Origin of the sequence: Pyrococcus sp., assembly GCF_030153625.1 — an archaeon.
Classification (GTDB): Archaea; Methanobacteriota_B; Thermococci; order Thermococcales; family Thermococcaceae; genus Pyrococcus; species Pyrococcus furiosus.
In genome coordinates this window covers 1-25,023 of sequence record NZ_JASKLM010000026.1, presented here as the reverse complement: position 1 = coordinate 25,023, position 25,023 = coordinate 1, and the positions used below count along the sequence as shown (strand labels likewise).

The 25,023-nt window shown below is 42.1% G+C and carries 26 protein-coding genes, 1 tRNA gene and 1 pseudogene; 21 read left to right on the top strand and 7 right to left on the bottom strand.

From position 1 onward, the window contains the following. The first annotated feature begins 49 nt into the window (after window positions 1-49). The 7 genes and pseudogenes from aor (at window position 50) to PWP39_RS05785 (ending at window position 7,188) form a co-directional block, all read left to right on the top strand. Entirely contained in the window at window positions 50-1,867 is a 1,818-nt protein-coding gene (gene aor / locus PWP39_RS05815) for an aldehyde ferredoxin oxidoreductase (protein ID WP_288073115.1), read from the top strand. A gap of 49 nt (window positions 1,868-1,916) precedes the next feature. After that, on the top strand, window positions 1,917-2,165 hold the full coding sequence (locus PWP39_RS05810) for a ubiquitin-like small modifier protein 1 (RefSeq protein ID WP_288073114.1): 249 nt from the start codon (window positions 1,917-1,919) through the stop codon (window positions 2,163-2,165). Between the two features lies 1 nt (window position 2,166). Further along, window positions 2,167-3,301 (top strand): annotated as a pseudogene (locus tag PWP39_RS05805) (tungsten cofactor oxidoreductase radical SAM maturase). Window positions 3,302-3,341: 40 nt separating this feature from the next. After that, window positions 3,342-4,607 (top strand): adenosylhomocysteinase, encoded by a 1,266-nt coding sequence (locus PWP39_RS05800; RefSeq protein WP_288073112.1) that lies wholly within the window; start codon window positions 3,342-3,344, stop codon window positions 4,605-4,607. Window positions 4,608-4,724: 117 nt separating this feature from the next. Beyond that, window positions 4,725-5,684 (top strand): SPFH domain-containing protein, encoded by a 960-nt coding sequence (locus PWP39_RS05795; RefSeq protein WP_288073110.1) that lies wholly within the window; start codon window positions 4,725-4,727, stop codon window positions 5,682-5,684. Between the two features lie 5 nt (window positions 5,685-5,689). Continuing rightward, window positions 5,690-6,124: an NfeD family protein gene (locus PWP39_RS05790; protein WP_288073108.1), complete on the top strand. Its 435-nt coding sequence runs from the start codon at window positions 5,690-5,692 to the stop codon at window positions 6,122-6,124. A gap of 311 nt (window positions 6,125-6,435) precedes the next feature. Beyond that, window positions 6,436-7,188, top strand: coding sequence for a PH0542 domain-containing protein (locus PWP39_RS05785; RefSeq protein WP_288073106.1), 753 nt, complete (start codon window positions 6,436-6,438; stop codon window positions 7,186-7,188). On the opposite strand, the gene PWP39_RS05780 is transcribed toward PWP39_RS05785, so the two are convergent. Continuing rightward, window positions 7,173-8,126 carry a hypothetical protein gene (locus PWP39_RS05780; RefSeq protein WP_288073104.1) on the bottom strand — a complete coding sequence of 318 codons (954 nt, stop codon included), beginning with the start codon at window positions 8,124-8,126 and terminating at the stop codon, window positions 7,173-7,175. The two genes, PWP39_RS05785 and PWP39_RS05780, sit on opposite strands and share 16 nt — an antisense overlap. Window positions 8,127-8,259: 133 nt before the next feature. On the opposite strand from PWP39_RS05780, the gene PWP39_RS05775 reads away from it, so the two are divergent. The 13 genes from PWP39_RS05775 to PWP39_RS05715 all read left to right on the top strand — a co-directional run bounded on the left by PWP39_RS05775 (window position 8,260) and on the right by PWP39_RS05715 (window position 20,579). Continuing rightward, window positions 8,260-8,586, top strand: coding sequence for a helix-turn-helix domain-containing protein (locus PWP39_RS05775; protein ID WP_288073102.1), 327 nt, complete (start codon window positions 8,260-8,262; stop codon window positions 8,584-8,586). Window positions 8,587-8,596: 10 nt separating this feature from the next. Continuing rightward, entirely contained in the window at window positions 8,597-9,559 is a 963-nt protein-coding gene (locus PWP39_RS05770) for a class I SAM-dependent methyltransferase (RefSeq protein ID WP_288073101.1), read from the top strand. Between the two features lie 134 nt (window positions 9,560-9,693). Next, the gene (locus PWP39_RS05765) at window positions 9,694-10,335 is read left to right on the top strand and encodes a flagellin (protein WP_288073099.1); all 642 of its coding nucleotides are present in this window, start codon (window positions 9,694-9,696) and stop codon (window positions 10,333-10,335) included. A gap of 83 nt (window positions 10,336-10,418) precedes the next feature. Next, entirely contained in the window at window positions 10,419-11,066 is a 648-nt protein-coding gene (locus PWP39_RS05760; protein WP_288073097.1) for a flagellin, read from the top strand. A gap of 10 nt (window positions 11,067-11,076) precedes the next feature. Continuing rightward, on the top strand, window positions 11,077-11,850 hold the full coding sequence (locus PWP39_RS05755; RefSeq protein ID WP_288073095.1) for a flagellin: 774 nt from the start codon (window positions 11,077-11,079) through the stop codon (window positions 11,848-11,850). Window positions 11,851-11,860: 10 nt separating this feature from the next. Then, window positions 11,861-12,340, top strand: coding sequence for a flagella accessory protein C (locus PWP39_RS05750; protein WP_288073093.1), 480 nt, complete (start codon window positions 11,861-11,863; stop codon window positions 12,338-12,340). Between the two features lie 3 nt (window positions 12,341-12,343). After that, window positions 12,344-13,552 (top strand): FlaD/FlaE family flagellar protein, encoded by a 1,209-nt coding sequence (locus PWP39_RS05745; protein ID WP_288073091.1) that lies wholly within the window; start codon window positions 12,344-12,346, stop codon window positions 13,550-13,552. Between the two features lie 17 nt (window positions 13,553-13,569). Next, window positions 13,570-14,094 carry an archaellin family protein gene (locus PWP39_RS05740; RefSeq protein ID WP_288073089.1) on the top strand — a complete coding sequence of 175 codons (525 nt, stop codon included), beginning with the start codon at window positions 13,570-13,572 and terminating at the stop codon, window positions 14,092-14,094. Next, window positions 14,094-14,576 carry an archaellum stator protein ArlG gene (arlG, locus tag PWP39_RS05735; protein WP_288073088.1) on the top strand — a complete coding sequence of 161 codons (483 nt, stop codon included), beginning with the start codon at window positions 14,094-14,096 and terminating at the stop codon, window positions 14,574-14,576. The genes PWP39_RS05740 and arlG overlap by 1 nt, the downstream gene beginning before the upstream one ends. Window positions 14,577-14,601: 25 nt before the next feature. Next, on the top strand, window positions 14,602-15,300 hold the full coding sequence (arlH, locus tag PWP39_RS05730; protein WP_288073087.1) for an archaellum protein ArlH: 699 nt from the start codon (window positions 14,602-14,604) through the stop codon (window positions 15,298-15,300). A 19-nt stretch (window positions 15,301-15,319) separates the two neighbouring features. Then, window positions 15,320-16,933 (top strand): archaellum flagellar ATPase motor FlaI, encoded by a 1,614-nt coding sequence (gene flaI / locus PWP39_RS05725; RefSeq protein ID WP_288073086.1) that lies wholly within the window; start codon window positions 15,320-15,322, stop codon window positions 16,931-16,933. 11 nt (window positions 16,934-16,944) lie between these two features. Next, window positions 16,945-18,660: an archaellar assembly protein ArlJ/FlaJ gene (gene arlJ, locus PWP39_RS05720; protein WP_288073084.1), complete on the top strand. Its 1,716-nt coding sequence runs from the start codon at window positions 16,945-16,947 to the stop codon at window positions 18,658-18,660. Continuing rightward, entirely contained in the window at window positions 18,657-20,579 is a 1,923-nt protein-coding gene (locus tag PWP39_RS05715) for a hypothetical protein (protein WP_288073082.1), read from the top strand. The genes arlJ and PWP39_RS05715 overlap by 4 nt, the downstream gene beginning before the upstream one ends. Here PWP39_RS05715 and PWP39_RS05710 read toward each other — a convergent pair. The 6 genes from PWP39_RS05710 to PWP39_RS05685 form a co-directional block, all read right to left on the bottom strand. Continuing rightward, the gene (locus PWP39_RS05710) at window positions 20,566-21,495 is read right to left on the bottom strand and encodes a hypothetical protein (protein ID WP_288073081.1); all 930 of its coding nucleotides are present in this window, start codon (window positions 21,493-21,495) and stop codon (window positions 20,566-20,568) included. The two genes, PWP39_RS05715 and PWP39_RS05710, sit on opposite strands and share 14 nt — an antisense overlap. Further along, window positions 21,492-21,881, bottom strand: a complete 390-nt coding sequence (locus PWP39_RS05705; protein ID WP_288073079.1) for a hypothetical protein — start codon at window positions 21,879-21,881, stop codon at window positions 21,492-21,494. The genes PWP39_RS05710 and PWP39_RS05705 overlap by 4 nt, the downstream gene beginning before the upstream one ends. A 2-nt stretch (window positions 21,882-21,883) precedes the next feature. Continuing rightward, on the bottom strand, window positions 21,884-22,873 hold the full coding sequence (locus tag PWP39_RS05700) for a signal peptidase I (RefSeq protein ID WP_288073078.1): 990 nt from the start codon (window positions 22,871-22,873) through the stop codon (window positions 21,884-21,886). Window positions 22,874-22,909: 36 nt separating this feature from the next. Next, the gene (locus PWP39_RS05695; RefSeq protein ID WP_288073077.1) at window positions 22,910-23,437 is read right to left on the bottom strand and encodes a DUF1102 domain-containing protein; all 528 of its coding nucleotides are present in this window, start codon (window positions 23,435-23,437) and stop codon (window positions 22,910-22,912) included. Window positions 23,438-23,451: 14 nt separating this feature from the next. Continuing rightward, entirely contained in the window at window positions 23,452-24,060 is a 609-nt protein-coding gene (locus PWP39_RS05690; protein ID WP_288073076.1) for a DUF1102 domain-containing protein, read from the bottom strand. A 94-nt stretch (window positions 24,061-24,154) separates the two neighbouring features. Beyond that, window positions 24,155-24,544 carry a DUF7344 domain-containing protein gene (locus tag PWP39_RS05685; protein ID WP_288073075.1) on the bottom strand — a complete coding sequence of 130 codons (390 nt, stop codon included), beginning with the start codon at window positions 24,542-24,544 and terminating at the stop codon, window positions 24,155-24,157. A 233-nt stretch (window positions 24,545-24,777) separates the two neighbouring features. Here PWP39_RS05685 and PWP39_RS05680 point away from each other — a divergent pair. Beyond that, window positions 24,778-24,853: transfer RNA gene (locus tag PWP39_RS05680), tRNA-Gln, on the top strand. The last annotated feature ends 170 nt before the right edge of the window (window positions 24,854-25,023 follow it).

Here is a 25,023-nt window from a genome sequence, read left to right as displayed (position 1 = left end):
TCGTAACATTTATAATAGGAGTAAAACAATAATATATCTGGTGTCCTCTATGTATGGCAACTGGGGTAGGTTTATACGTGTAAACCTTTCTACTGGAGATATTAAGGTAGAAGAATACGACGAAGAATTAGCCAAGAAGTGGCTTGGAAGCAGAGGTCTGGCTATATATCTTCTTTTAAAGGAGATGGATCCAACTGTAGACCCCTTAAGCCCTGAAAACAAGCTTATTATCGCTGCTGGCCCCCTAACTGGAACAAGTGCACCAACGGGTGGAAGGTATAATGTGGTAACAAAAAGCCCCATAACTGGATTCATAACGATGGCAAACTCCGGTGGTTACTTCGGAGCTGAGCTGAAGTTTGCAGGTTATGACGCAATAGTTGTTGAGGGCAAAGCGGAGAAGCCAGTGTACATTTACATCAAAGATGATCACATTGAGATTAGAGATGCCTCACACATATGGGGTAAGAAGGTTAGCGAGACTGAAGCGACGATAAGGAAGGAGGTTGGAAGCGAGAAAGTGAAAATAGCATCCATTGGCCCGGCAGGCGAGAATTTAGTCAAGTTTGCGGCAATAATGAATGATGGACACAGGGCGGCTGGAAGAGGTGGAGTTGGAGCCGTAATGGGAAGCAAAAATCTCAAGGCGATAGCCGTTGAAGGGAGCAAGACCGTTCCTATAGCTGACAAGCAGAAGTTCATGCTCGTTGTTAGGGAAAAGGTTAACAAGCTTAGGAATGACCCTGTTGCTGGAGGAGGTCTTCCAAAGTACGGAACAGCTGTTCTAGTGAATATAATTAACGAAAACGGACTTTATCCAGTTAGAAACTTCCAGACTGGTGTTTACCCATATGCCTACGAGCAGAGCGGTGAAGCAATGGCCGCCAAATACCTAGTTAGAAATAAGCCGTGTTACGCATGTCCAATTGGATGTGGTAGAGTAAATAGGCTACCTACGGTTGGAGAGACAGAAGGTCCAGAGTACGAGAGTGTTTGGGCCTTGGGAGCTAACCTGGGAATTAACGACCTTGCATCAATAATAGAAGCAAACCACATGTGTGACGAGTTTGGACTTGATACAATATCAACTGGTGGAACTTTAGCCACTGCGATGGAACTCTATGAGAAGGGATACATAAAGGATGATGAGCTCGGAGATGCCCCACCCCTCAGATGGGGTAACACTGAGGTTCTCCACTACTACATAGAGAAGATAGCAAAGAGGGAAGGCTTCGGTAACAAGCTTGCCGAGGGAAGCTACAGGTTGGCTGAGAGCTATGGACACCCAGAGGTTTCTATGACCGTGAAGAAATTAGAGCTACCAGCCTATGACCCAAGAGGAGCAGAGGGACACGGCCTGGGTTATGCAACAAACAACCGTGGTGGGTGTCACATTAAGAACTATATGATCAGTCCAGAGATCCTGGGCTATCCATACAAGATGGATCCACACGATGTTAGCGACGACAAGATCAAGATGCTAATTCTATTCCAAAACCTCACAGCATTGATAGATTCAGCAGGCCTATGTCTCTTCACAACATTTGGCCTTGGAGCTGATGATTACCGTGATCTTCTCAACGCTGCCCTTGGTTGGGACTTAACAACCGAAGATTACCTCAAGATAGGAGAGAGAATATGGAATGCTGAGAGGCTGTTCAACCTCAAAGCAGGCCTAGATCCAGCAAGGGATGATACACTACCAAAGAGATTCCTTGAGGAGCCAATGCCTGAAGGTCCCAACAAGGGACATGTAGTGAGGTTAAAGGAGATGCTACCGAGGTACTACAAGCTCAGAGGATGGACCGAGGATGGAAGAATTCCAAAGGAGAAGCTTGAGGAGCTTGGAATAGCTGAGTTCTATTGAACTTTTCTTTTCAATTAACTTTTTATTTCTTCTGGGGAGGATTTATAATATGCAGGTGAAATTATTTGCAACACTTATAGAGTTTACTGGAAAGAGAAAACTTGAGGTTCACGGTCCAAAGAGTGTGAAGGAGCTTTTAGATAAGCTTGAAGAAATGTTCCCAGGGTTTAAGAAAGAGCTAGAGAAAGGATACATAATTCTGGTCAATGGAAAGAACATAGAACACCTTCAGGGCCTTGATACTCCTCTTTCAGATGAAGATACGATAAGCATTTTCCCTCCAGCTGGAGGCGGTTGATTTGGAAAAAGAGTACACATTTACACTTTGGGATGGAAAAGTTGTAATAAAACCGAAGCTCGACATGAAGTACCTCTACTTAGAAATAACTAGCAGGTGCAACTTGAAATGCAAGATGTGCTTTAAGCAGTACTGGGAGGATGAAGAGGGAGATATGGACTACGACCTCTTCCTCAAAATCCTTGATGATGCGGAGGAGTTTCCTGAGTTAAAGATGATATACTTTGGAGGGATAGGTGAGCCAACTGTTCACCCAAGGTTCATGGACATGGTAAGGGAAGTGAAGAGAAGAGGCTTCGCCCTGGGAATTAGCACTAACGGAACTCTTTTAACGGACAAAATGCTCAAGGAGCTTGCAGAGCTTGGTGTTGATTTAGTGTATTTCTCCATGGACGTCTTACCCACTGCCCAAAATGTGATAACTCTCGGCCACATTTTAGCAGGAGTTACGGCAGAGAAGATAAAGAAGCTCGTAAAGTATAGAAAGGAAGCAGGAACCCACAAGCCAAGTATTGGGGTTGAAGTCGTGGTTACAAAAGAAAATTATAGGCAATTACCAGATCTCGCCAGGTACCTTCTGAACCTTGGAGTTGATGCAATGCTAGTTTCCAACCTTTTACCCTTAACGCCAGAGCAGGTTAATGACATAGTATATGACGGAAGTGTTGATATGAGACCCATAGTCGATGAGCTTTACAAAATAGCTCACAATGGCCTCTACATCAAACTCCCATACTTCGAGTTGAAAACTGAGAGGATTTGCGACTTTGATGAAAATAAAGTAGCTGTAGTCAGGTGGGATGGTGAAGTCGTTCCTTGTTATAGGTTCCTGCACACGTACAAGGAATACATATTTGGAAGGGAGAAAAAAAATAATTGCTTATTCATTCGGCAACGTTAGAGAGAAGAGTTTGGTTGACATATGGACAAGTGAAAGGTACACATGGTTTAGGTTCATAACGAAGAACTACCTCTACCCCTCCTGTACCGATTGTTCTCTAAGGGATGCCTGTGATTTCGTGAAGACAACCGAGATTGACTGCTGGGGCAATGAGCCAAGTTGTGCTGATTGCCTTTGGTCGAGGAGAATAGTTATGTGTCCCATACCCCAGTACAACTTTGGAAAGTTCCTCTAGCCTTATAAAGGGAAGACCCCTTATTAAAATGGTGAATTCAATGGACTGTGGAAGGGACTATTGTGTAAAAGATTTATCTCTTGCAGAGGAAGGTTGGAAGAAAATTGATTGGGTTTCTAGGTTCATGCCCGTTCTTCAACACATAAAGAAAGAATTCGAAGAAAAGAAGCCCTTTAAAGGCGTGAGAATAGCAGCTACACTTCACTTGGAAATGAAGACGGCATTTCTACTTCTTACTCTAAAAGCCGGTGGCGCTGAAGTTTCCGCAGCTGCAAGCAATCCATTAAGCACTCAAGATGACGTGGTTGCTGCCTTAGCAAAGGCTGGAGTTAAAGTTTACGCCATAAGAGGAGAAAGCCGCGAGCAATATTACGAGTTCATGCACAAGGCCCTCGATATAAAACCAAACATAATAATAGATGATGGAGCCGATATGATAAGCATAGTTCACAAGGAGAGGCAGGAATTGCTAGATGAGATCTGGGGAGGAAGTGAAGAGACAACTACTGGAGTAATAAGACTAAGGGCGATGGAAAAGGCAGGTATTCTTAAGTTTCCAGTCATAGCGGTGAACGATTCTTACATGAAGTACCTCTTTGATAACCGTTATGGGACTGGACAATCAACATGGGATGGAATAATGAGGGCTACAAACCTCTTAATAGCTGGAAAGAACGTCGTAGTTGTAGGATATGGCTGGTGCGGTAGGGGAATAGCGATGAGAGCAAGGGGGCTCGGAGCCACTGTAATAGTGGTCGAAGTGGATCCAATAAAGGCCCTAGAGGCGAGAATGGATGGATTCTTGGTTATGGATATGAAGGAAGCAGCAAAAGTTGGGGACATCTTTGTCACGGCCACTGGAAACATAAAATGCATCAGGAAAGAACACTTCGAGCTAATGAAGGATGGTGCGATAATGGCCAATGCAGGTCACTTCGACGTTGAGATATGGAAGCCAGATTTGGAAGAGTTGGCAGTTGAGATAAGCAATCCAAGGCCGAATATAACTGAATACAAGCTTAAGGACGGTAGAAGGCTTTACCTGTTAGCCGATGGAAGACTGGTGAATTTAGTGGCTGCTGATGGGCACCCTGCGGAAATAATGGACATGAGCTTCGCCTTACAAGCGAAAGCTGCAGAGTACATAAAAGACCACCACGATAAGCTTGAACCTAAGGTTTATGTGCTTCCCAGGGAGATTGATGAGATGGTTGCCAGAATAAAGCTTCAGTCGATGGGGATAAGCATAGAGGAACTCACAGAGGAGCAGAAAGAATACCTTGAAAGTTGGGAGCATGGCACCTAATGCTTCCAGTTAATTACTTTTTCTTTTTGAAGGCCTTGTCATTTGTGTGTAAACTACCCTTAAACTATTGGGACTATGAATTTGATTCTATAATTATTGTTTTAATTGGTGTAACTTATGATTGGAGCAGGAGGAGTAGCCTTAGTTATACTGGGCATCTTTCTGTTGGTGATGCTGCTACTCAGCGTCAAAGTGATAAGACCATATCAAAAGGGACTGGTGGAAAGGCTTGGAAAATTCAACAGAATCCTAGAGCCGGGAATACACTTCATAATACCATTCATGGAAAGCACAAGAATAGTTGATATGAGGGAACATGTCATCGACGTCCCTCCCCAGGAAGTGATATGTAAGGACAACGTTGTTGTGACAGTAGATGCTGTCGTCTATTACCAAATAATAGACCCAGTTAAAGCCGTTTACAACGTTAGCAATTTTCTAATGGCAATAGTCAAATTAGCCCAGACAAATTTGAGGGCAATAATTGGTGAGATGGAGCTAGATGAAACATTGAGTGGTAGGGACATCATCAACGCAAGGCTGAGAGAAGAGCTCGACAAGATAACTGACCGCTGGGGGGTTAAGATTACAAGGGTTGAGATCCAGAGGATAGATCCTCCTAAAGACATTCAAGAAGCGATGGCAAAGCAGATGACGGCGGAGAGGGAGAAGAGAGCCATGATTTTAATAGCTGAGGGTAAGAAGGAAGCAGCGATAAGGGAAGCTGAAGGCCAAAAACAGGCCGCGATACTGAAGGCTGAAGGTGAGAAGCAGAGGCAGATATTAATAGCTGAAGGTCAGGCCGAGGCCATAAGAAAGGTTCTCGAGGCCTTGAAGTTGGCAGACGAAAAATATTTGACACTTCAGTACATAGAGAAGCTACCCGAGCTGGCCAAATATGGTAACCTGATAGTTCCCTATGACACTGAATCCCTCATTGGCCTCCTGAGAATACTTCAGAAGGTCAAGGAGACCCCAACACCTCCCACTCCACCCAGCGATAAAAAGGAGTCCCAGAGAATCGAAGAAAATATAAACTCCGAGGACCTTGAGAAGCTCAAAAAGATGATGGAGTGATGCTCATGAATTCCCTCCCAATTTTCCTTTTAATTTTAGGATTGCTCATAATACTTCTGGACATGATGGTTTCAGCTTTTATAACGCCAATAGGGATCGCCTTCGTTGTTCTAGGATTACTTCAGCTCTTCAACGTCAACTTCTACCTCTCATTCGTCTTATCCTTGATATCAGCGGTGATATCTTATATGGTCTTTGCAAGGATAATAAAGAAGGAGACTAGGGACATGGGAAAGGGCAAGTATACCTTTGATCTTAAGGGCAAGGAAGGGAAAGTTGTCAGGATTTCAGAGGATCATTACTTAGTTGAGGTCGATGGAGATACTTGGATAGCTTACAGTGAAGAAAATCTCAAACCCGGAGACAAGGTAGTGGTGGAAGATGTAGATGGTTTGAAGCTGAAAGTTAGAAAGATTAAAGAGAGTCCTCCAGAATTATAGGAGCTCCTGGGCTTACTCTATATGTGCTCGGCTCTAACTTTTACTAGGAGGGCATCCACATAAACAACTCTTCTCCTTCGATGTTCCAGCTTAATGGAACTCCAACTCTTCAGAGGAGTTTAAAAGGAGTCATGGAGCTTGATGTCCTTCCTCTTGGATTTATTATTGGCGTTGGAGTTATTATTGATTGCATGAGTGAATTATTGGACTTCCAACTATTCCGGCCACCTCTTCTTCCTGGGCTCCATGATGACTGTCCTTGAGCACTAAACATTTATTTTATTAACTTAAATTTATAGTTGGGGTTGTGTATGGATGAGGAATTCGACATAAGGGAGGCACTCGCGAATGGCGAGCATTTGGAGAAGATACTAATAATGGCGAAGTATGATGAGGAAATTCTAAAGAAACTGATAGAATTACTTGATGATGACCTATGGACCGTAGCAAAGAATGCCCTCTCAATAATAATGATCATAGCAAGATCCAAGGAGGAACTTTATAAACCTCTTGTCAAGAAGCTGTTTGCTCTCTTAAAGAAGAGCGAAGCTGTCCCCTTAACCCAAGAAATAGCTAGGGCCTTTGGACAGCTTGCAAAGGAGAAGCCCGAGCTAATAAGATCCATGATTCCAGTTCTCTTCGCAAACTACAGAATAGGTGATGAGAAGACGAGAATAAACGTTAGTTACGCCCTTGAGGAGATAGCAAAGGCAAATCCAATGTTGATGTCAACGATAGCAAAGGACTTCATCAATATGTTATCCTCAAAGAGGAGAGAAGAAAAGCTTGTTGCCTTAAGTTTTATAGAGGCTATGGGCGAGAATGGCTTTAGATACGTCAATCCATTCTTACCAAGGATAATCTCGTTGCTTCACGATGAAGATGAAATAGTGAGGGCAAGTGCAGTTGAGGCCCTTGTTCACTTGGCCACACTTAACGATAAGCTCAGAAAAGTCATCATAAAGAGACTTGAGGAGATGGACGATCAAAGTTATCTCGTCAACAAGGTTATAAAAGAGGGCCTTTCTAGGTTGTTGTTATTGGAAAGTCATTCTTCCTCCTGAGTTTCTTCCATGAGCATCTTGACGGCCTGTGTTATCTTTTCAAAATCCTTCTTCAACTTTTCATTTTCCTTTTTTAGTTCTTCATTCTCCTTTATTAGATTCTTTATTGTCTTTGCAAGTTCCTCAACCTTCGACTTGGGAATGTAATTGTTCTCTATTATTCTAAGAGCCTCCTTAATATCATAACTTCCTGTTATCTTAGCTAACCTTGCCCTAATCTTCTTTACTTCCTCTGCAAGCTTCTCATATTCGCTTACTTTCTTTTCAATTTCTTCTACCTCTTTTACGCTCTCCTGCATCTTTGAAAGCTTTTCCCTTAACTCCTTGATTATCCTTTCTCTGTTCTCAAGCCTTTTCTTAAGCTCAATGTTCTCCCTAACAAGGGAATCATACTTTGTTATAAACTCCTTCAGTATCTCTGGGTTAAAAGATGAGCTCTTTTCCCTGATCTTCTCTTCCACAAGCTCCTCTATTTTCTTCTCTAAGCTGTTCATAAGCCTTTTCTCTAGGCTTTCAGCTACCTCTACAGGAAATGATAACATTCTCTCCTCAAGTTCGCTTATTCTCGGAAGAACTCTTTCGATGTTTGTTACGACGACAGTCCTTCTATCAAGCTCGTCAATTAGATTCTTAATAGCTTCTATCTCCTTTTCAAACCTCTTAAAATTGTTTTCAGTATCTGTTTTTAAGGAATCTATCTTTGAGGACAGTGTGTATGTCCTTTCGTTTAGTTCTTCAATGGTTAAGTTAATTTTTTTCTCTAAGGCAACTAAGGACATTAATGCAAGAATTGAATAATCTCCTAGCCTTTCAGAATCAGCAAGTGCATTCCTAACATTTTCCCACTCCTCAAGCTCTTTTAATCCCTCTACTATCTCTGGATAGTGCTCTTGGAGAAAGGCCCATGTAACCCTCTCCTCCTTTTTGCCTCTGAACATAATCCCTCCCTTATATTTTGGATATATCTTATATTTAAGGTTTCTCTTGATTCATTGGATAATTCCCAGTTGAAGATTGTCCAACGTCTCAGCATTATAATATTGTGGTAAAGAATACCCAAGGTGATGTCCAGTGCCACCAGTAATTGATCCTCATGTGTTACGAGCACTCTACAGGAGTGAACTAAGGAGGAGAATTCTTCAGTATCTTTATACAATCTACCCCTCCGCGACCTACCTTAGCGAGATAGCTAGAGTTGTTGGCTCTGATCCTTCTAATGTGAGAGGGGCTCTAGTCGGTTTGGGGAATCGTTACAATGGTGAGAGCTCCCTCGTTTATCTTGGCCTTGTTGAGGAGATAAGAAATAATGGGTTCAAATACTACAGATTAACCGAATACGGGAAGAAAGTTGTTGAGATGTTAAAAGATTACCAAGCCTACTACAGAAAGTTCATATGAGGTGTTAGTAATGAGGTTTGAAGAGCTAATAAGAACCGTTGATGCGAACATAAACCAAATGGTAAGCTTAAGTGTCCTTAACCTGGTCCAGCTTGGGATAAAGCATGGAATACTCAAGATAGTTGCCTCAAGGCCAAGCTATAATGACCTGTTATCCCAGATAAAGGTTCCAAACAAGCCATTGCTTAAGAGGTTGGTTGAACACCTTAAAGCTTTAGGGATCATCGAGGAAACTCCAAACAGCTTAATTTTGAATGGATTCTCTTACGTCCTGACGTTCCCAAAGGAGGATTACATGTTACTTCTTCCAGACTGGATACCAATTTGGGAGGAAATATACAAGATGATAGACTTTGCATTAATCTCTTATGATCACCCATACGTCCTCATGGACTTCGATAAAGATGCCGATTTCTGGGACATGAGATTGTCCTCCTCGTTCCACAGTGTTTACAGAGTGGGGATTCTTAAGTTGGGAGAGATAAAGGAAGATAGCTATGTCCTTGACCTGGGTTGTGGTTCTGTATCTCCCATCTACTTTGGAAAGTTTATAAGTGAGGATGGAAAGTATCTAGGAATTGATTATTCACCGGGATTGCTTGAGATAGCCAGAAGTAGAGTTGAGAGAGAGGGATTGCCCGTTGAACTGAAGGAGATGGATGTAACTTTAATAAAACCTAAGACTAGGTATGATGTTGCGATAATGAGCTTCCTTCTTGAGTATGTCGAGAACAGGAGGGAAGTCCTAAGGAAGGTGCTGGATGCATTGAATTCTGGAGGAAAGCTGATAATAGTTGATGCCTTCAGAGATGAGTTCGAGAACATTGAAGCCATGGAATTCTTCGAGGGATTGAATAGTTCCTTCGTTGGCTATCCTGCCAGAGGTGAAGTTAAGAGGTTAATCCTAGAAGAGGGCTTTGACGTTAGCTTCGAGGATTATGGTAGGAGCTTCCTTGTTGTTAAGAAGCTTTGATTCTTTCTTCTTTTTGTGGTATTGACCTACATATGTAGCTACATATGTACTTCAATTTCTACAAGCACTTTCACACACAAAAAATTGATTTATATCCAAACGTTGGTAGAATATATTGAAAAACCTCCAAGGAGGTGCTGGCAGTGCCAAGAAGGGGTGCTGTTGGTATTGGTACCCTTATAGTGTTTATTGCCATGGTGTTAGTAGCGGCAGTAGCTGCAGCAGTACTCATTAACACCTCAGGATACCTCCAACAAAAGGCTTCAAGCACTGGTAGACAAACAACCCAAGAAGTAGCAAGCGGAATCAAAGTTGATAGTGTTGTAGGTTACTACAATGGAAGTGGTATTACCCTCCTAGCAATCTATGTTTCACCGAACGCAGGAAGCCCCGGAATAGACCTCAGCAATACTAAGATAATCCTATCAGATGGTGCCAAGCAGGCAATACTCCAGTATGCACCTAACAACTTGACCTCCACTCTGCCAGAAAACATCTTCAACACAACTCTTGCTGCGTGGAACTACACTAATGCAACGTACTTTGGTGTCATCGTTGTCCAAGATTATGATGACTCCCTGAAAAACTCTCCACAAACCCCAACCCTTAGCATTGGTGACAAGGCTATCCTAACAGTTAAAGTTGGGAAGCTATTTGGCCCAATTCCAGTAAGAACGAGGATTACTGGACAGGTGGTTCCAGAGTTTGGTGCTCCTGGAGTCATAGACTTCACAACGCCTTCAACATATACTACCAAAGTCGTAGAGCTCCAGTGAAGACTTCTGCCCTTTCTTTCTTGATTCCCCCAATTACCTTTCTTTCTTTAAGATTCCTTTAATTATTTTCAGGAGGTGATGTCATGAGGAAGGGAGCAATAGGCATTGGAACACTGATCGTCTTCATAGCAATGGTGCTAGTGGCTGCAGTAGCTGCAGGAGTTATCATAGGAACTGCAGGTTATTTACAACAGAAAGCTCAAGCTGCAGGAAGGCAGACAACCCAAGAAGTCGCTAGTGGAATAAAAATAGTGAATATCTATGGCTACATAAATGCAACCCCTCCAAGCAATGGAACCATAGTTAAGATGGCGATCTTCATAACTCCAAATGCAGGGAGCTCCGGCATTGATCTAAGCAATGTCAAAGTTGTGCTCAGTGATGGAAGGAAATTGGTCGTCTATAACTACAGTGGCTACCTTTACACGAGCAAGATACTTGACCTCTTCAATCTGTCTGAGGCTTGGGATAGAGCAAAGAATGGAAGCTTTGCAATAGCTGTCATAAATGACATAGGATCACAGATGGAAGACACTCATCCAACGTTAGAGTGGGGTGACACCGTTGCATTGCTACTAAGGACAGAGGATGTATTCAGCTATGAAGGTAAGGGGGGGATTGGGCCCTCCACCAAGATCGTTGGTAAGGTAATTCCAGATGCAGGTGCAGCAGGAGTTATAGAGTTCACAACCCCCCCAACGTTCGGATACAATGTTATAGAACTACAGTGAGGTGATTGAGGTGAGGAGGGGTGCAATAGGTATTGGAACGCTCATCGTGTTCATTGCCATGGTGCTAGTGGCTGCAGTAGCTGCAGGAGTTTTGATAGCTACAAGTGGTTATCTACAACAGAAGGCCATGGCAACAGGTAGGCAGACAACTCAGGAAGTTTCAAGCGGTATAAAAGTTCTTGGCATCTATGGTTATATCAACGGAACGCCTCCAACAAACAATATTACCAGGCTCGCAATATATGTTGCCCCCAATGCTGGTAGCTCTGGAATTGACTTAGCTCATGTTAAGGTAATAATAAGTAATGGCCAAAAGATGACCGTGTATAGATATTATAACTCAGGACTCGACAAGAACGAGGATGCAAGTTACTTCCACTATGTCGGGGATATCTCAGATGTATTTGCCTACAACCTGAGTAAGGAACCTTATGGAACTACTCAAATAACCAGCTATAACACCAGTAATTCCGTTAGGGCAGTATGGGAGAATCTCTACTTTGCGTACAAGAACAGTACAAAGATACTATTTGGCATTGTCGTAGTTCAAGATGAAGATAATTCACTAGAGCCTTCAGATCATCCAACTTTAGTTTGGGGTGACAAGGCCGCCTTGATTCTATGGCTAACACCCTTTGACAACGACGATAATCCAAGAAATGGATTTGGCTTACCTCCAACCACTAAAGTTACAGGTAAAGTAATTCCTGAAAATGGTGCTGGAGGTGTCATAGACTTTGTAACCCCAGCGACATACACCTATAATCTAATAGAACTCCAGTGAGGTGAGGGCTATGGCTCTCGACTTTCTTGCGTCACTATTTAAGAAAAAGAAAGAGGAAGAAAAAAGAGAGGGATCATTCGAGGAAATAAATGTGGAAGAACTCGAGAGCAGGGTTGAGGAGAGACAACAAAATGAGCAGATTGAGCAGATAATGGAGAGGATAAATGAAATTGAGAACGATATTCCGAGGATAAAAATAAGCATCGACAACATCAAGAAGCAAATTCAGGAGATAAGGGAGGAAATAGAGAGGCTTGACAAGACTATAAAGGACGTAATGATGCTCTATGAAGTTGTTTCCCAGGAGATTAATCCATTCAAAGAGCAACTCTCACAGGAGTCTTCGCTAAGCAGTGAAATCCAGGAACTCAAGAAGCAAATAGATGAGTTGAGGATGGAACTAGCTCAAGTCAAGAACGATATCAAGGTCTTAGCCGGTTACGGTGTTGACCTCGATGCGATACTATACGAGGTGCTGGCGGAGGTGTGAAGCATGGAGATAGGCTATATAACTGATGCAGAGATAAACGCCAAGCTTGCAGAGCTGAAAGGTAAGGTTCCCACTGTCGTAATCAATGAGCTTAAGGAGAAGCTGATGGCCAAAAAAGATACTCTAACTCCAAAGCAGCTTGATGAGATTATAAAGAGGGTTCTTGATGCTTATGGAAGCCAAGCTGCAAAGTACGAACAGATAAGTAAGAGGGTTGACGAGCTTGGTAAGAGGCTTAGTGAGTTAAGCTCACAATTAACAAGACTAGTTGAAGCTTTGGAAGAGAAAAAGTTCTCCGTCCACGAGAAGAAGGCCGAGGAAATAGCCGAAAAGGCTGCTGAAGTTACGGAAAGGGTTGAAAAGATTGAGGAATTGCTTGAGAAGAAGCCTGAAGAGAAGCCCGAAATAGTCAAGAAGCTTGAGGAAATTCACAAAAGAATTGAAGTCCTTGAGGAGAAAATAGCTGGGGAGAAGCTCGAAGAAACTAAAAAGAAGGTTGAAGAGCTCGAGGAGAAGATAGAGAGGGGAGAGGAAGTTACCGCTGAAGAAGTCAATGAGCTCACTGAAAGAATTGAGGCTCTGGAAGAAGAGGCCAAGAAACCTGAGGTTGAAGTTGTTGAAGAACCGAAAGAGTTGGTTGTTGAGGAGAAACCCAAAGAAGTTGTTGAAGAAGTAGTTCCCGAGGAAGAGTTTGTTGAGGAGGTTGTTGAAGAGGAAAAGCCCGAAGTTGAAGTTGTTGAGGAAGTTCGTCCCAAAGTTGTTGAAGAGGAGGAGGTGGGTAAAATGGCCGAAAAGATGAAGATACCAGAGGATATAGCAAGCATACTTTTTGAGGAAGAACCAAAGAAGGCAAGGCTTGAGGAGATACCTGAGGATGTTATCTCGATAATGATAGCTCTAAAGTGGCTTGGATTCCTTATTGACAGGGTCGGCATACAGAATCTCGAGAAGGTTCTCGAGTTCTACTATGAGATAGGCTGGATAAGTGAGAAAGTCCTGAACCAGCTCTTGAGGTTCGCTAGAGGAACGAGACCACACCACAGGGATCCAGAGTGGAAACCAGCTGAAAAGTTAACAGTCCAAGATCACTTGATAAGCCTGCTCTTCATTGAGAGGCTGAGAGGCCTGAGGATAACTAGGGACGTCCTTGACAAGCTAGAAAGAGAGGTAAAGATGCTGGAGAAGACCCTTGATGAGTTCTATGGTGTCTAGAGTAGGAGGGAGAACCATTGGGATTCAGCGTTTCAGCAAGTGCAGCGATAATCTTTATTTCTTTTTTAGGTGCAGCGATAACATTGTATGCAGCATGGGACAGTGCTTACGCTGATGTTAAATCTGCCCAAGAGTTTTGGTATGATTTAAAGGTCTCTCAGATGTCAACAGATATTGTTTATAATTCAACCCCTTGGTATGTCTTTTTTTCTCCAACTACCTATAATTTAACTTTGGTGTTAATTAATACTGGAAGAACACTATATGCTCCGTACTGGAGTGGAGTGTATGATGGGAATTATATAACCCTTTACAATGTCAGTGATGACAATGTAGGTTTTTCGGAAAATTACACCTATATATTACCTGGGGATTACTTTCAGATTAATATTGTGAATATCCCACTAAATACAGTGACACACAACCTTACAATCACGCTGGAAAACGGATGCTGGGTTAGATTGAGCTGGTATTATGATGAACAAGATAGAGCTGTATTCGTACGACCTATCCAGAAAGGCTGCCCTACGGAGGTGGGCTAATGGCCGCAGGGGGACCTGCAAGTGAGCTAATATTGTTCATAGTTGCCGTCATAGTTGCAGGTACAGTGGCCGGGGCATTGGCTTATGTTACAACGGATATAGCTAATGGTATGAAAGACAGGGGAAAACTGCTCGCCGATCAGCTGCGAACAGAATTTGTAATAATAAATGATCCCCAAAGTGTTCCCGTAACAGGAAATGGACCATATACCTACACATTTTACATCAAAAATATAGGAAAAGAAACGATATCATTTACTTCAAGTTCAATCCAAGTCTTCATAGATGGTAACTTAATACCCCCATCAAACTTGACTTTCAAAGACGTTAATGGAAATCAAATAACTTTCCTTAGATCTTACGAAGTTGGAGTTCTAGAAGTTACCCTCGGAAGCCAATTAGATCCAACAACCTCACACAGAATTGTCGTTGTTCTAGAAAATGGGAAGAAGAGATCTCTCGTATTTAGAGTAAAGAGCTAAAATCAGGGCTAGGAGGTGGTCATCATTGGTCGAGGATCTCTTAAGGATTGACCTAAAGGGCGACGAGCTCCACAGAAGGTTAGGTGGCGGTATTCCTGCAGGAACCATTATGCTCATTGAAGGGGATAGGGGTACTGGAAAGTCTATAATAGCTCAGAGACTCCTCTATGGTTTCTTGATGAACGGCTACACTGCAAGCTATGTCTCAAGTCAATATACTACAGTTGAATATGTCAAGCAGATGGTATCAATAAGTTATGACATAATTCCGTTTTTAATAAGGAAAAAACTTGTTTTTGTTTCTCTTTACCCCTTGCTTAGTGGAGTTAGCGAAGAGAGAAAATTCTTGAGCAGATTATTGGGGGAACCAAGATTATGGGAACCAGACATTGTAATTATCGATTCATTTTCATCTGTGTTATCACGAGAGGGGGAGCTTAGAAGCATAAGAAATTTTCTAATGTATTTGAAGAGACTCTCGAGCCTGGGTAAAGTGATAATATTAACAGCGAATCCTGAGGAAATTCCTAGAGATATGCTCTTTTTACTCGAAGAGGCATCAACACTATTAATGAGGCTTAATGTTAGAGTTTTCGGTGGAGATTTAAAGAATTCGGCGACCATAGTTAAGTACAACAATGCAAAGGGCGTATTTCAGAAGATAATACCGTTTAGGGTTGAGCCCAAGATAGGATTGGTAGTAGAGATTGCTGCAGTTGTGTGATGCGAGAGGGGGGAGCGAGATGGCAGAAGTTATGTCACAAACACTTGATGATGCAATGAGAAGAAATCCTCATCTAAGAAAGTACGTTGAAGAGTTTAGGAGAAAGTATGGTAAAATCCCAGAATTTCATGTACAATTGAGTAGAGATATGAAGGAAATCCCATATCCAAACATTATATACCCTGTGGGAGATCCAATATTTATCCACATTTATGGTGATCCAAACACTGAAAAGCAGTACATAGTGATAGAGCCGAGGATTGAAACTAGAGAAGAGGAGGAGAAGTACAAGTTAATTAGAGACAGAATGCTAGAACTGACCCCAAACAAAGAGATACCAGAAGAGGTAGAAGAATTTGAGAGATTCTTGGACTCCTTGTTTGAAGAAGCAGTTCTCTCTCTGGTAAAAGGAAGAAGAAGAATAACAATAACAAAGGAAGAGATGGAGAAGTTTAGGTACCTGATAAAGAGAGATATTATTGGCATAGGGCCATTAGAAGCAGTAGCTAGAGATCCATACATTGAAGATATCCATATCATAGGGGCTCACTATGTTTCCCTGGTCCACAAGATATTCGAACATCTTCCGACGAATATAAAGTGGAAGGACAATATCGAATTAGCTGATTACCTCAAGAATCTCTCTGAAAGAATTGGGAGGCCAGTTAGTGACAGGAATCCGATCGTTGATGGAACACTTCCAGATGGTTCTCGTATCAACATAATCTACTCTCCAGATATATCACTTAAGGGGCCCAGTGCAACCATAAGAAAGTTCGCAGCGACCCCACTCAGCATAACTCAGTTGGTCGCATGGGGAACGATGAGCGCTGAAATAGCTGCATACCTCTGGCTGGCCATAGAATACGGTATGAGCATATTCGTGTGTGGTGAGACTGCTTCTGGTAAAACAACAACTTTGAACGCTATAATACCGTTCATTAAGCCGGGCTCAAAGGTGTTTACCGCGGAAGATACGCCAGAGGTTCAGGTTCCGCATCCAACTTGGCAGAGATTGGTGACCAGGGAGAGAGGCCCAGAGGAGAGCAGGGTTACCCTGTTCGACCTTTTGAAAGCCGCCTTGAGATCAAGGCCGAACTACATCATAGTCGGTGAGATTAGAGGTGCTGAGGGTAATATAGCTTTCCAAGCTATGCAGACTGGTCACCCTGTTATGAGCACCTTCCACGCAGGTGATATTAAGAAGATGATACAACGTTTCACTGGTTCTCCAATTAACGTTCCCATAACCTTCATAGACAACCTCAACATAGCTATATTCCAGCAAGCAGTTTACGTTAAGGGGAAGTTCTTAAGGAGGGTCATTAACATTGTGGAGATTGAAGGGTACTATGAAGAGTTGGGTGGTGTGGCAACTAGGAACGTCTTCGAATGGGATCCAGTAAGCGACAGGCACATATTCAGAGGTATGAACAATTCCTACATTCTTGAAAAGAAGATAGCTGAGATAGCAGGATACGAGGATCCTAAGGACATATATGATGAGCTGTTCTTGAGAGCAAGAATAATTGAGAGAATGGTTGAATTAAAGATTTTCAACTACTGGGACGTTTACAGAGAAATTAAAGCATTCTACGAGAGAGGACTGGAAGGACTAAGCTTCAGAATCTGACGGTGGTGAAGATGCCAGAGGAAAAAGCTAGTATATTCGTAAAGGCAGACATAGACCGCAAAGAGTATACGAAAAAAATTCTTATTCCTGGGATAGTTGGATCTTTCGCTACATTATTGGCTATTATGATATTTACGAGAATATTTGCCCTACCAACAGGATTAAAGGTTCTCATGTATCTAATTCCTATTCTCCTTATGTTTTACACAACTGCATATCCATATCTAACTGCTGATTCCAAGAGAATTGCCATAAACTCCAAGATTCCCTATTTTATCACATACTTTGCAGTCCTCTCCACAAGTGAAATTGGAAGAAGTGATCTGCTAAAGGTAATGGCTAAAGATCCAAAACTTGGAGCCATAGCAAAGGAGCTGAAAAAGGTGTATAGGTTAGTAGATAAATTCCACCTCTCTCTCCCAGAGGCCTTTAGATTTTTAGCTAGAAGAACACCAAGTAGAGTATTTTCAGATTTTCTAGATAGGCTAGCTTATTCACTAGACAGTGGTGTTGAACTGAAAGAATACCTATTCCAAGAGCAACAAACTGTCATGGACGATTATCAGACATTCTACGAGGGAGCACTGTACGATCTTGACATATTTAAAGAGATTTATGAGTCAATTATCATATCGGTAGTTTTTGCCGGTGCATTCATAATAATTGGGCCCTTAATTACTGGCCAAGACATAGGTAGGCTGGCCTTGTATCTAATATTCATGATTCTGGCAGCTGAGGTTGGAGCCCTTCTTGTCATTAAATATAGAATGCCAGAAGATCCAATATGGGCTGAGGTTAATATAAGAACTCCAAGAACAGCAAAGATTAGAAAAGCTCTTACCTTATCAATCCTTTTAGTTCCAGTTGTTGGCTTAGCGTATTTCCTCTTTATTAGGCCGAGATTTTCAATCCCGACACCCTTTGTAATAGCTATGATATTGACTCCTCTTGCATATGTGGGGAACGTTGTTAGAAAAGAGGAAGAAGCCATATTTAGAAAAGATGAGAACTTTCCAGCATTCATTAGAAGTTTATCTTCGTCTTTAGCAGCGAGCGGTGCCTCCCTACTTTTAGTTTTAAAGTACTTAAGTGCCCATGACTTTGGAACTCTCACAGAGGACATAAAAGCCCTCTACAAGAGACTAGCCATAAGAGTTGATCAAGATAGAGCCTGGAGCTACTTTATTGCTGAAACTGGAAGTTGGCTTGTTGGAATGTTCTCTGAGATATTTAGAGAAAGCTTAAGGCTTGGAGCAGAGCCCGACTATGTAGGTAAGGTAATTAGTAGGAATTTTGAGAGGATAGTCCGTCTTAGGAGAAAAAGACAACAGAGTATATCCAACTTTATTGGAATAATTCTTGGACTAACAGGAGCATTTGCATTTTCCCTAGCTGCATCCTTCCAAGTAGCAGTTTCAATTAATGACCTCTTCAGCCAACTCCAAGTTCCTGCCGAATACATAGGGGAGATAATCCACGTCATTCCACCCTCAGGAATGCAACTACTAACGATTTCAATGTTTACATTAATGATACTCCACTCCCTCCTCTCAGCTGTAGCAATAAAGATTGCCGATGGAGGACATTTGTTAGCCTCCTTGTACTATTTCACAATCTTGCTTTGGGTATTTGCTGCAGGAATGTACATAGGGCAGGTGTTGATGGCAAGATTCATGAACGTTGGGGGAACCGAATTAATATTATACCTCTTGGAGGGATTTGGATGAAGAGGATTCTAATCCTATTGATCATGACTTTAATCTTCCCCTCAGCTTCAGCCTCACTCTACACGGGTTGGCTTAGCGTTGGAGAGAAGATAAGTTATGGTACCAATACAATTGAGGTCAGAGACATAGGGATGCAAGGAGAGGTACTGCTCGCTATAACAACTGAAGGGGGAACGAGTTACATTTCCTTGAAAATTGGAGAAGAAGAGAAGATTGGTGACGTAAAGGTCAAAGTTGAGAGGGCCTTCATGAGTAAAACACCTATGGTCTATTTGAACGTTACTTTACCCCCCGTCCTCATTAATCAGAGCGTGAGGATTGGCAAGTACGTTATTACGGTAAGGGATGTTAGTGCAGATTCTGTTGAGATAGTTGTTAGCGATGGCACTAGTGAAAAGGTGTACAAGAATTCCTTCAAGCTACAAGAGTACGAGGTTACAATATCTCCGAGACCTGAGGTATTCTCTGGAGAGCTTAGAATTGGGGACAATGTTACTTACAAGAATTACATTCTGAAGGTTGTTGGTTTGAATATGACAATAGTCAACAATAAGCCAAAAAGTGTTCTAATATTGGAGTTTAGTGGGAAGAAATATTTAGTAGAGGAAGACAAATCAAGTTTAGTTGGCCCGTTCATAGTTAAGTATAATGGATTCAGATGTGAGATGCAAAATAATTTGTGCAATCCGATAATATCCCTGGACGTTAAGTTAAGGGGAGTCGAAATTTCAATTGCTTATGATCCCTCGAAGGTCTTCTGGGTGTATGAGGGCAAGGGATTCTCAGTGAATTCTTTAATGATTGTGCTGGAGGGAGTGGCCGATAACATGGCCTACGTGAGTATAAGGAACAATTGTGGTGACGAGCTTCAATCTGGCACCTTAAGGGCAAATCCTCTAATTATTGGAACAATTGAGTACGATGGATTAAAGCTTGGACTTCTTGAGACTAGTAGCGACAACAACGGAAAGAAGGCGAAGTTTATTGCCTTTTACAGTGAAGAAGAGAAGCCGAAGTATCTAGCATTTCTGAACGTAACCATTGAAGCACCCAGGAATGCCACGGTTTTTGTCCCATTCAAAGTGAGGGTTTGGGTGAAAAACGAAGGGACAAGTAAGGTAATAGGGATGATTCTTACCTTAACGGGGGACAAATACATTAAGGTTGTTGGAGAAGACTCAACTTACATAGCCTCCCTTGACCCTGGGAAGAGCGCTGAGTTTGAGTTCACCATGATTCCTCTGAGTCAGGGTAATATAAGCGTAGGGAAGGCTATCATTGAAGGCCCAGTTCCCTACCCTCTAGCCTGCGGTGGTCTTACACTCTTGAGCTTCTCCTCAAACTCGCCAGTTGTCCAAGTTGTTCCCGCAAACTTTAGCCTTTCCCTAAGCTATGAGAATGCTGTTAGAGTTGGAGTCCCATTCGACGTTAACATCTCCGTTCTAGCTCCAAGGAACTTTTATGGCAATGTCACTCTATTACTCCCATCAAGCATGGGTCTTCTCTCTTCGGGAGAAATTTTGCAAGGAAAGGTTGTAATTCCAGCAAGAAATGGAAGCATTAAACTCGTTGCAGTAACTCCAGGGAACTACACAATACCTGTGATCCTTAACTCTTATGGAGTTGAACTATACAAGGAAGAGATCAAAATTGAGGTTCTAAGTGAGATTGGGAGTAGCAGAGAAATCACAATAACAAAAACAGAAACAGAAATTAGGGACTCCACGAAGACCGTAACTCAAACTATTGAGAGAACTGTGAGTGAGGTTACAACGAAGTCCTTCACAACCACCATAACAGAAACCACCACAACTATTGTTGAAAAGGAGTCATGGGGCTTGATACCATTCTTCATTGGGTTTATTGTTGGCGTTGGAGTTATAATACTGATTGGGTGGATGAAGGCTAGGTCCTCTTGAGTTCCCAATACTCATAGAGAACCTGCCCATCTATCACTCCATATACATTTATTCCGTCTGTTTCGTAGTGAATTATTGGACTCCCAACTATTCCGGCTATCCTCTTTAGACTCTTTATGTCCTCAACTATTACCCTCTCAGTTATTCCCCTTGGCCTTGCCTCTATAGCATTCCACATCTTCTTCTTGGGTTCCCAGGTAATTAATGTTAGGATTCCAAATCCCAATGTCACCAGTGGAAATACAATTCTTGCCCTGGAAACAGGCATTCCCAGGAAGTAGAAATCTTCTTCAACGGTTTTAACGATGTTGTTTCTCTTCTTCAGCTCTGTATTGTCTATGTAAGTTAAGCCACTTGCGGGATCGTTTATGATGGGCATTTCCTGAAGGAATGTATTGTTTCCTCTATTCACTTCTGCAACGATTTTAAGCTCATAGTTAAGCCTTGGAAGATCAAGTCCTTCACTTATCTTATCTCTCCTTGAGTTAACATCTGTTAAGTTTACATCGAAGTCTTTAATGAATATGCCATTTGAGAGTGAACCCATGTATTTAAACAGTGACTCATTCACGAGATATATTTTTTCATTTCCCTTCGTAACATAGAAGGAGGCGAGACCTTCCAATGTGTAGTTTCCTTCTTCCCTTGGTGTAACCCTGTACTTGTATTCTGCGAGTATATAATCCGTTATCTTTGTTGGATAGTACTCCAGCGAGGCGAACTCTCCGTAGACGGTTGCGTTTGTGAAGTGCGCCTTATGCGTCAATATTCCTTCTTCGGTTACGACACTTACGAGAACTTGCCTCTCAAATGATTCCGGCTTTGAGTAGGCAAATATTGATATTGCCAGAAAGACCACAAATAGGCCTATAAAAATATAAGATAACTCCTTCTTCTTTTTAATTTTAATATTCATCTCTCTTTCCTCCTATGGCAAGGGCAGTTGACCCTTATCTTCGCTCCTCCTCCATCCCAAGTGGCCTTTATGGTATAATTAACCCCAGGGACAATTGGTACTATCTTTTTATACCCTGGGTCTATCCTTCCAACCTTCATCTCACATTCATGATCACAGAAATTCCAGCCCAGCTTTACATATATTGGAGAGTCTAGATTATTTTTAATAGAGATCGCTGGAACGAGGCAACATGTTGTGATGCATTGCACGTCTATGAACGGATCATCACTATATCCAACTACCACATCTCTCTCAACTTCCATTTTATTGAAAGTTGATGAGCTACCAATGTTCATTGCAACCACTGCCAATGCTATTAGTAGAATCCCAACTAATCTTTTCATTTTCAAAATCTCCTTAGGGGTATGTACTCGGGCTCACCCAAAAAGGGTTTTAGCATAATTAAACCTGCAAACACCAGAAGTCCCTCAATTAGTAATGGTAAGTATGCATTCTCATCATGAAGCCTATCTATAACGCTTGTTGGAAGTATTGGATAGTAGGAGTAAACCTTGACGCTTTCCGTGTATATTCTGGTCTCCTCAGGTACATGTATTGTTACTTTGATATTCCTCTCTTCTTCTCCTGACAATTTAAATGCCTCCCTATTGACTACTTTTCCTTCCACTATGAAGACCATTGGTATCTTTGCATAGTTCTTTACCGTGATATTCTCACTGAACGTAGTCCCTGGGAGATACCATCCCTCCTTTTGGCCACCTGCAAGGGTGGATGCATAGGTTATCCCTATTTCTCTCCATGACATTGAGGCAGTGAATACTATTCCAATGGCCAAGAGTGTTGCCATTAACACATAAATCACGCTTGTATCAATGACTTTTCTTCTCCTCTTTCTCCTTTTCCTCTCTTTCTCCCCACCGACTCCAAGTATGGCTCCTCCAACTAGAGCCAAACCAACTGCTAGGTAATGAGAGTTCTTTGACTGTAAGTATTTTCCAATTTTAGGTATCTTAATTGGCCTTCCTCCAATTGTTATTACTTTCCCTATTATCTGATCTCTCTTTACGGGAGGATTCTTGTTATCCTGCTGATCGGTGGCAATGTTATTATCTCCTTTCGTTATGTAACCCTCAGTTGTTATCGCGTAAACCCTATGAACAGTCCACTTCCCGGAGAGGTTAAAGACTATTATATCCCCAACTTCACCCTTTGAGAGTGGGTTTATGAAGAAGACGTCCCATCTATTTATAGTTGGAGTCATGCTATCAGAGTAAGCATAGGAAACAAATACGGGCCTCCCCATTATGAATCCTGCTATTGAAGGGATGAATATCCCTAACAATAACAGGTCAAACACTATGTCGGAGACCCTCATTTTCATCACCTAAAATGTTGAAGGAGCAAAGCCCCTTCAGCCTACGCAAGCGCCTGCTACTGCGTTTATTTCAATCTGTATCTGTTGCTCTCCACTTAGTCCAGTATTGTCAAATATCATGCCAACCGGAACGGGGTCTCCATGATAGACCGTAAAGCTTATCTGCGTGTCAGGTCCAGCTATTGGGCTGTCGTAGTCTCCAGCGAACACTTTAACTGGAGCTTCAGCTTTTATGGTCACACATATTGGGTAATCCTGATCTTGGTTTTCCCAAAGCTCGTTGCTAACCTCGAACATTTCCTCGAATACATATAGACTGTCAGTGCTCAATCCATCTCCATAGCCTGGATAGTGGGGGTTGTTGGGCGATATCTCAATGGTTAGTTTTCCATTGTTTAGGTAAGCGTAGGGTTGGATTGGTGTTAGGTCAATCAACTCAGTGTCGTCAGTAACTATTGCTACCTTAACATCTCTATCTGCCTCAAAGTACCTGAAATTGGCTCCAGCGCCAACTGCCAACATAAGCCCTGCAAGGAACAGGGCAATTCCAAACAACTTATTCATCTTTCATACCTCCTTCACGGAATAGGCTGTCCACAGTTGCCAGCTAGATATGCTGGCTCTGTGCCGAGCCTGTAAGCCTTTATCTCTAACTTTCCATTCCAATAATGTCCTGGTGAGTCTCCGTTTGCTGATAGGTCCATTCCTATCTTTACCATATCTCCCGGCTGAACAACAAAGCAGATCCAGTCTCTTGCTGAATCGCTTGCCGTTGCAAGAACTCCGTCGTAGGCTGAATAAACATTCCTGTCTGCTCCATAGAGTTCAATGTGTGAGTTTGTTGACTTGATTTCCACAACTATAGACACGTCTTCCCATAGATGGTTGCTAACTCCGAAAACCTCGTCGAAGTTGTATTCTGATGCTGGGCTTATCCCATCTCCATAGCCTGGGTAGTTGGGGTTGCTAGGTGAGAAGTCTATAACTAACTTTCCTGTAGTTTGGTTTATGTACGAGTATGGTTGGATTGGTGTTAGGTCAATCAACTCAGTGTCGTCGGTAACTATATCCCAATGGACGCTTCTGCTTGCGTTGTAGTCACTAAAGTTGGCCCCTACTCCAAGCACGAGGCCAAACGCGGCCAAAAGGCCAAATATGGCAATTAAGTATCTATTCACTTTTTCCATCTCCTGTCAGTTTCGAGCCCTATGCAGGGCTCAAACTAAAGTAGGGCAAAAATAGTATATAGGTAATTGGAGATTTAGCCCTGGTAATCCCCGATTACCTAGTGGATATCCAATGAAAAATCGCCAAGGCTAGGAGTAATAGGGAGAATATTACACCTTCGGAGCTTGCTAGGATGAGAGAAACTAACAAAGCCAGCAAGGAGAAAAATATGTAGGATAAGGGCCACAAATTTCTCTCGATTTTGCTGTTCTTTATAGGAATAAATTTCTCAACTTCGGGTGGTATGTTAATGAGATAAACTTTGCCCCTATTGACATTAACTATTCCCTCCCTTTGCAACCTTGGAAGATGAGTTTGGACAAGACTTACATAGACGCTTTTCCTATGTCTCCTACTCTCGTTTTTTTCGGCTTTACATATATAATCCACAAGCTCGCTGATGTCAGCTTCATTTCCATGTTTCCAAAGATATTCTATCACCATCAATCTCCTATCATTACCAAGAATAGTTGAGGATTGAGAGGGGATTAACATAGACCCAAAAGTTTACCATTTCTACCACCACAAATCTCATTATCTTGCTCCTTCATTATATATTAACTTTTGCTTTCAAAATTTGAGAATTTTTAGGGTGTGAATTAGTTTAGAAAAGTCCAATAAGCCTCTTATGAACCATAAAACTTAAAAATGGTATATATCGAGTGAAAAATGAGTGTAGCCCCGTGGTGTAGCGGCCAAGCATGCGGGACTCTGGATCCCGCGACCGGGGTTCGAATCCCCGCGGGGCTACCATAAACCTTGCAATTTTTCTAAACACTATAAATAACTTATGAAGGAGAGGGGAGGTTTTTGTTCTCCTTGGCAGATACTGTTAGGATAAGCGGTAGGGCGTTAGGTTTAAGTTTCTGATAATTTTTCAGAAAAAGAAGGGAGAGAAATGAAGGCTGAGAGCATTCTATACT

Coding starts and splice junctions, on each gene's coding strand:
- PWP39_RS05700 (WP_288073078.1), bottom strand. CDS start 22,873: ATGAGGGTCTCCGACATAGTGTTTGACCTGTTATTGTTAGGGATATTC.
- PWP39_RS05750 (WP_288073093.1), top strand. CDS start 11,861: ATGGCTCTCGACTTTCTTGCGTCACTATTTAAGAAAAAGAAAGAGGAA.
- PWP39_RS05715 (WP_288073082.1), top strand. CDS start 18,657: ATGAAGAGGATTCTAATCCTATTGATCATGACTTTAATCTTCCCCTCA.
- PWP39_RS05810 (WP_288073114.1), top strand. CDS start 1,917: ATGCAGGTGAAATTATTTGCAACACTTATAGAGTTTACTGGAAAGAGA.
- arlJ (WP_288073084.1), top strand. CDS start 16,945: ATGCCAGAGGAAAAAGCTAGTATATTCGTAAAGGCAGACATAGACCGC.
- PWP39_RS05800 (WP_288073112.1), top strand. CDS start 3,342: ATGGACTGTGGAAGGGACTATTGTGTAAAAGATTTATCTCTTGCAGAG.
- PWP39_RS05685 (WP_288073075.1), bottom strand. CDS start 24,544: ATGGTGATAGAATATCTTTGGAAACATGGAAATGAAGCTGACATCAGC.
- PWP39_RS05790 (WP_288073108.1), top strand. CDS start 5,690: ATGAATTCCCTCCCAATTTTCCTTTTAATTTTAGGATTGCTCATAATA.
- PWP39_RS05785 (WP_288073106.1), top strand. CDS start 6,436: ATGGATGAGGAATTCGACATAAGGGAGGCACTCGCGAATGGCGAGCAT.
- PWP39_RS05710 (WP_288073081.1), bottom strand. CDS start 21,495: ATGAATATTAAAATTAAAAAGAAGAAGGAGTTATCTTATATTTTTATA.
- arlG (WP_288073088.1), top strand. CDS start 14,094: ATGGCCGCAGGGGGACCTGCAAGTGAGCTAATATTGTTCATAGTTGCC.
- PWP39_RS05780 (WP_288073104.1), bottom strand. CDS start 8,126: ATGTTCAGAGGCAAAAAGGAGGAGAGGGTTACATGGGCCTTTCTCCAA.
- PWP39_RS05760 (WP_288073097.1), top strand. CDS start 10,419: ATGAGGAAGGGAGCAATAGGCATTGGAACACTGATCGTCTTCATAGCA.
- flaI (WP_288073086.1), top strand. CDS start 15,320: ATGGCAGAAGTTATGTCACAAACACTTGATGATGCAATGAGAAGAAAT.
- PWP39_RS05690 (WP_288073076.1), bottom strand. CDS start 24,060: ATGGAAAAAGTGAATAGATACTTAATTGCCATATTTGGCCTTTTGGCC.
- PWP39_RS05745 (WP_288073091.1), top strand. CDS start 12,344: ATGGAGATAGGCTATATAACTGATGCAGAGATAAACGCCAAGCTTGCA.
- PWP39_RS05770 (WP_288073101.1), top strand. CDS start 8,597: ATGAGGTTTGAAGAGCTAATAAGAACCGTTGATGCGAACATAAACCAA.
- PWP39_RS05795 (WP_288073110.1), top strand. CDS start 4,725: ATGATTGGAGCAGGAGGAGTAGCCTTAGTTATACTGGGCATCTTTCTG.
- aor (WP_288073115.1), top strand. CDS start 50: ATGTATGGCAACTGGGGTAGGTTTATACGTGTAAACCTTTCTACTGGA.
- PWP39_RS05695 (WP_288073077.1), bottom strand. CDS start 23,437: ATGAATAAGTTGTTTGGAATTGCCCTGTTCCTTGCAGGGCTTATGTTG.
- PWP39_RS05705 (WP_288073079.1), bottom strand. CDS start 21,881: ATGAAAAGATTAGTTGGGATTCTACTAATAGCATTGGCAGTGGTTGCA.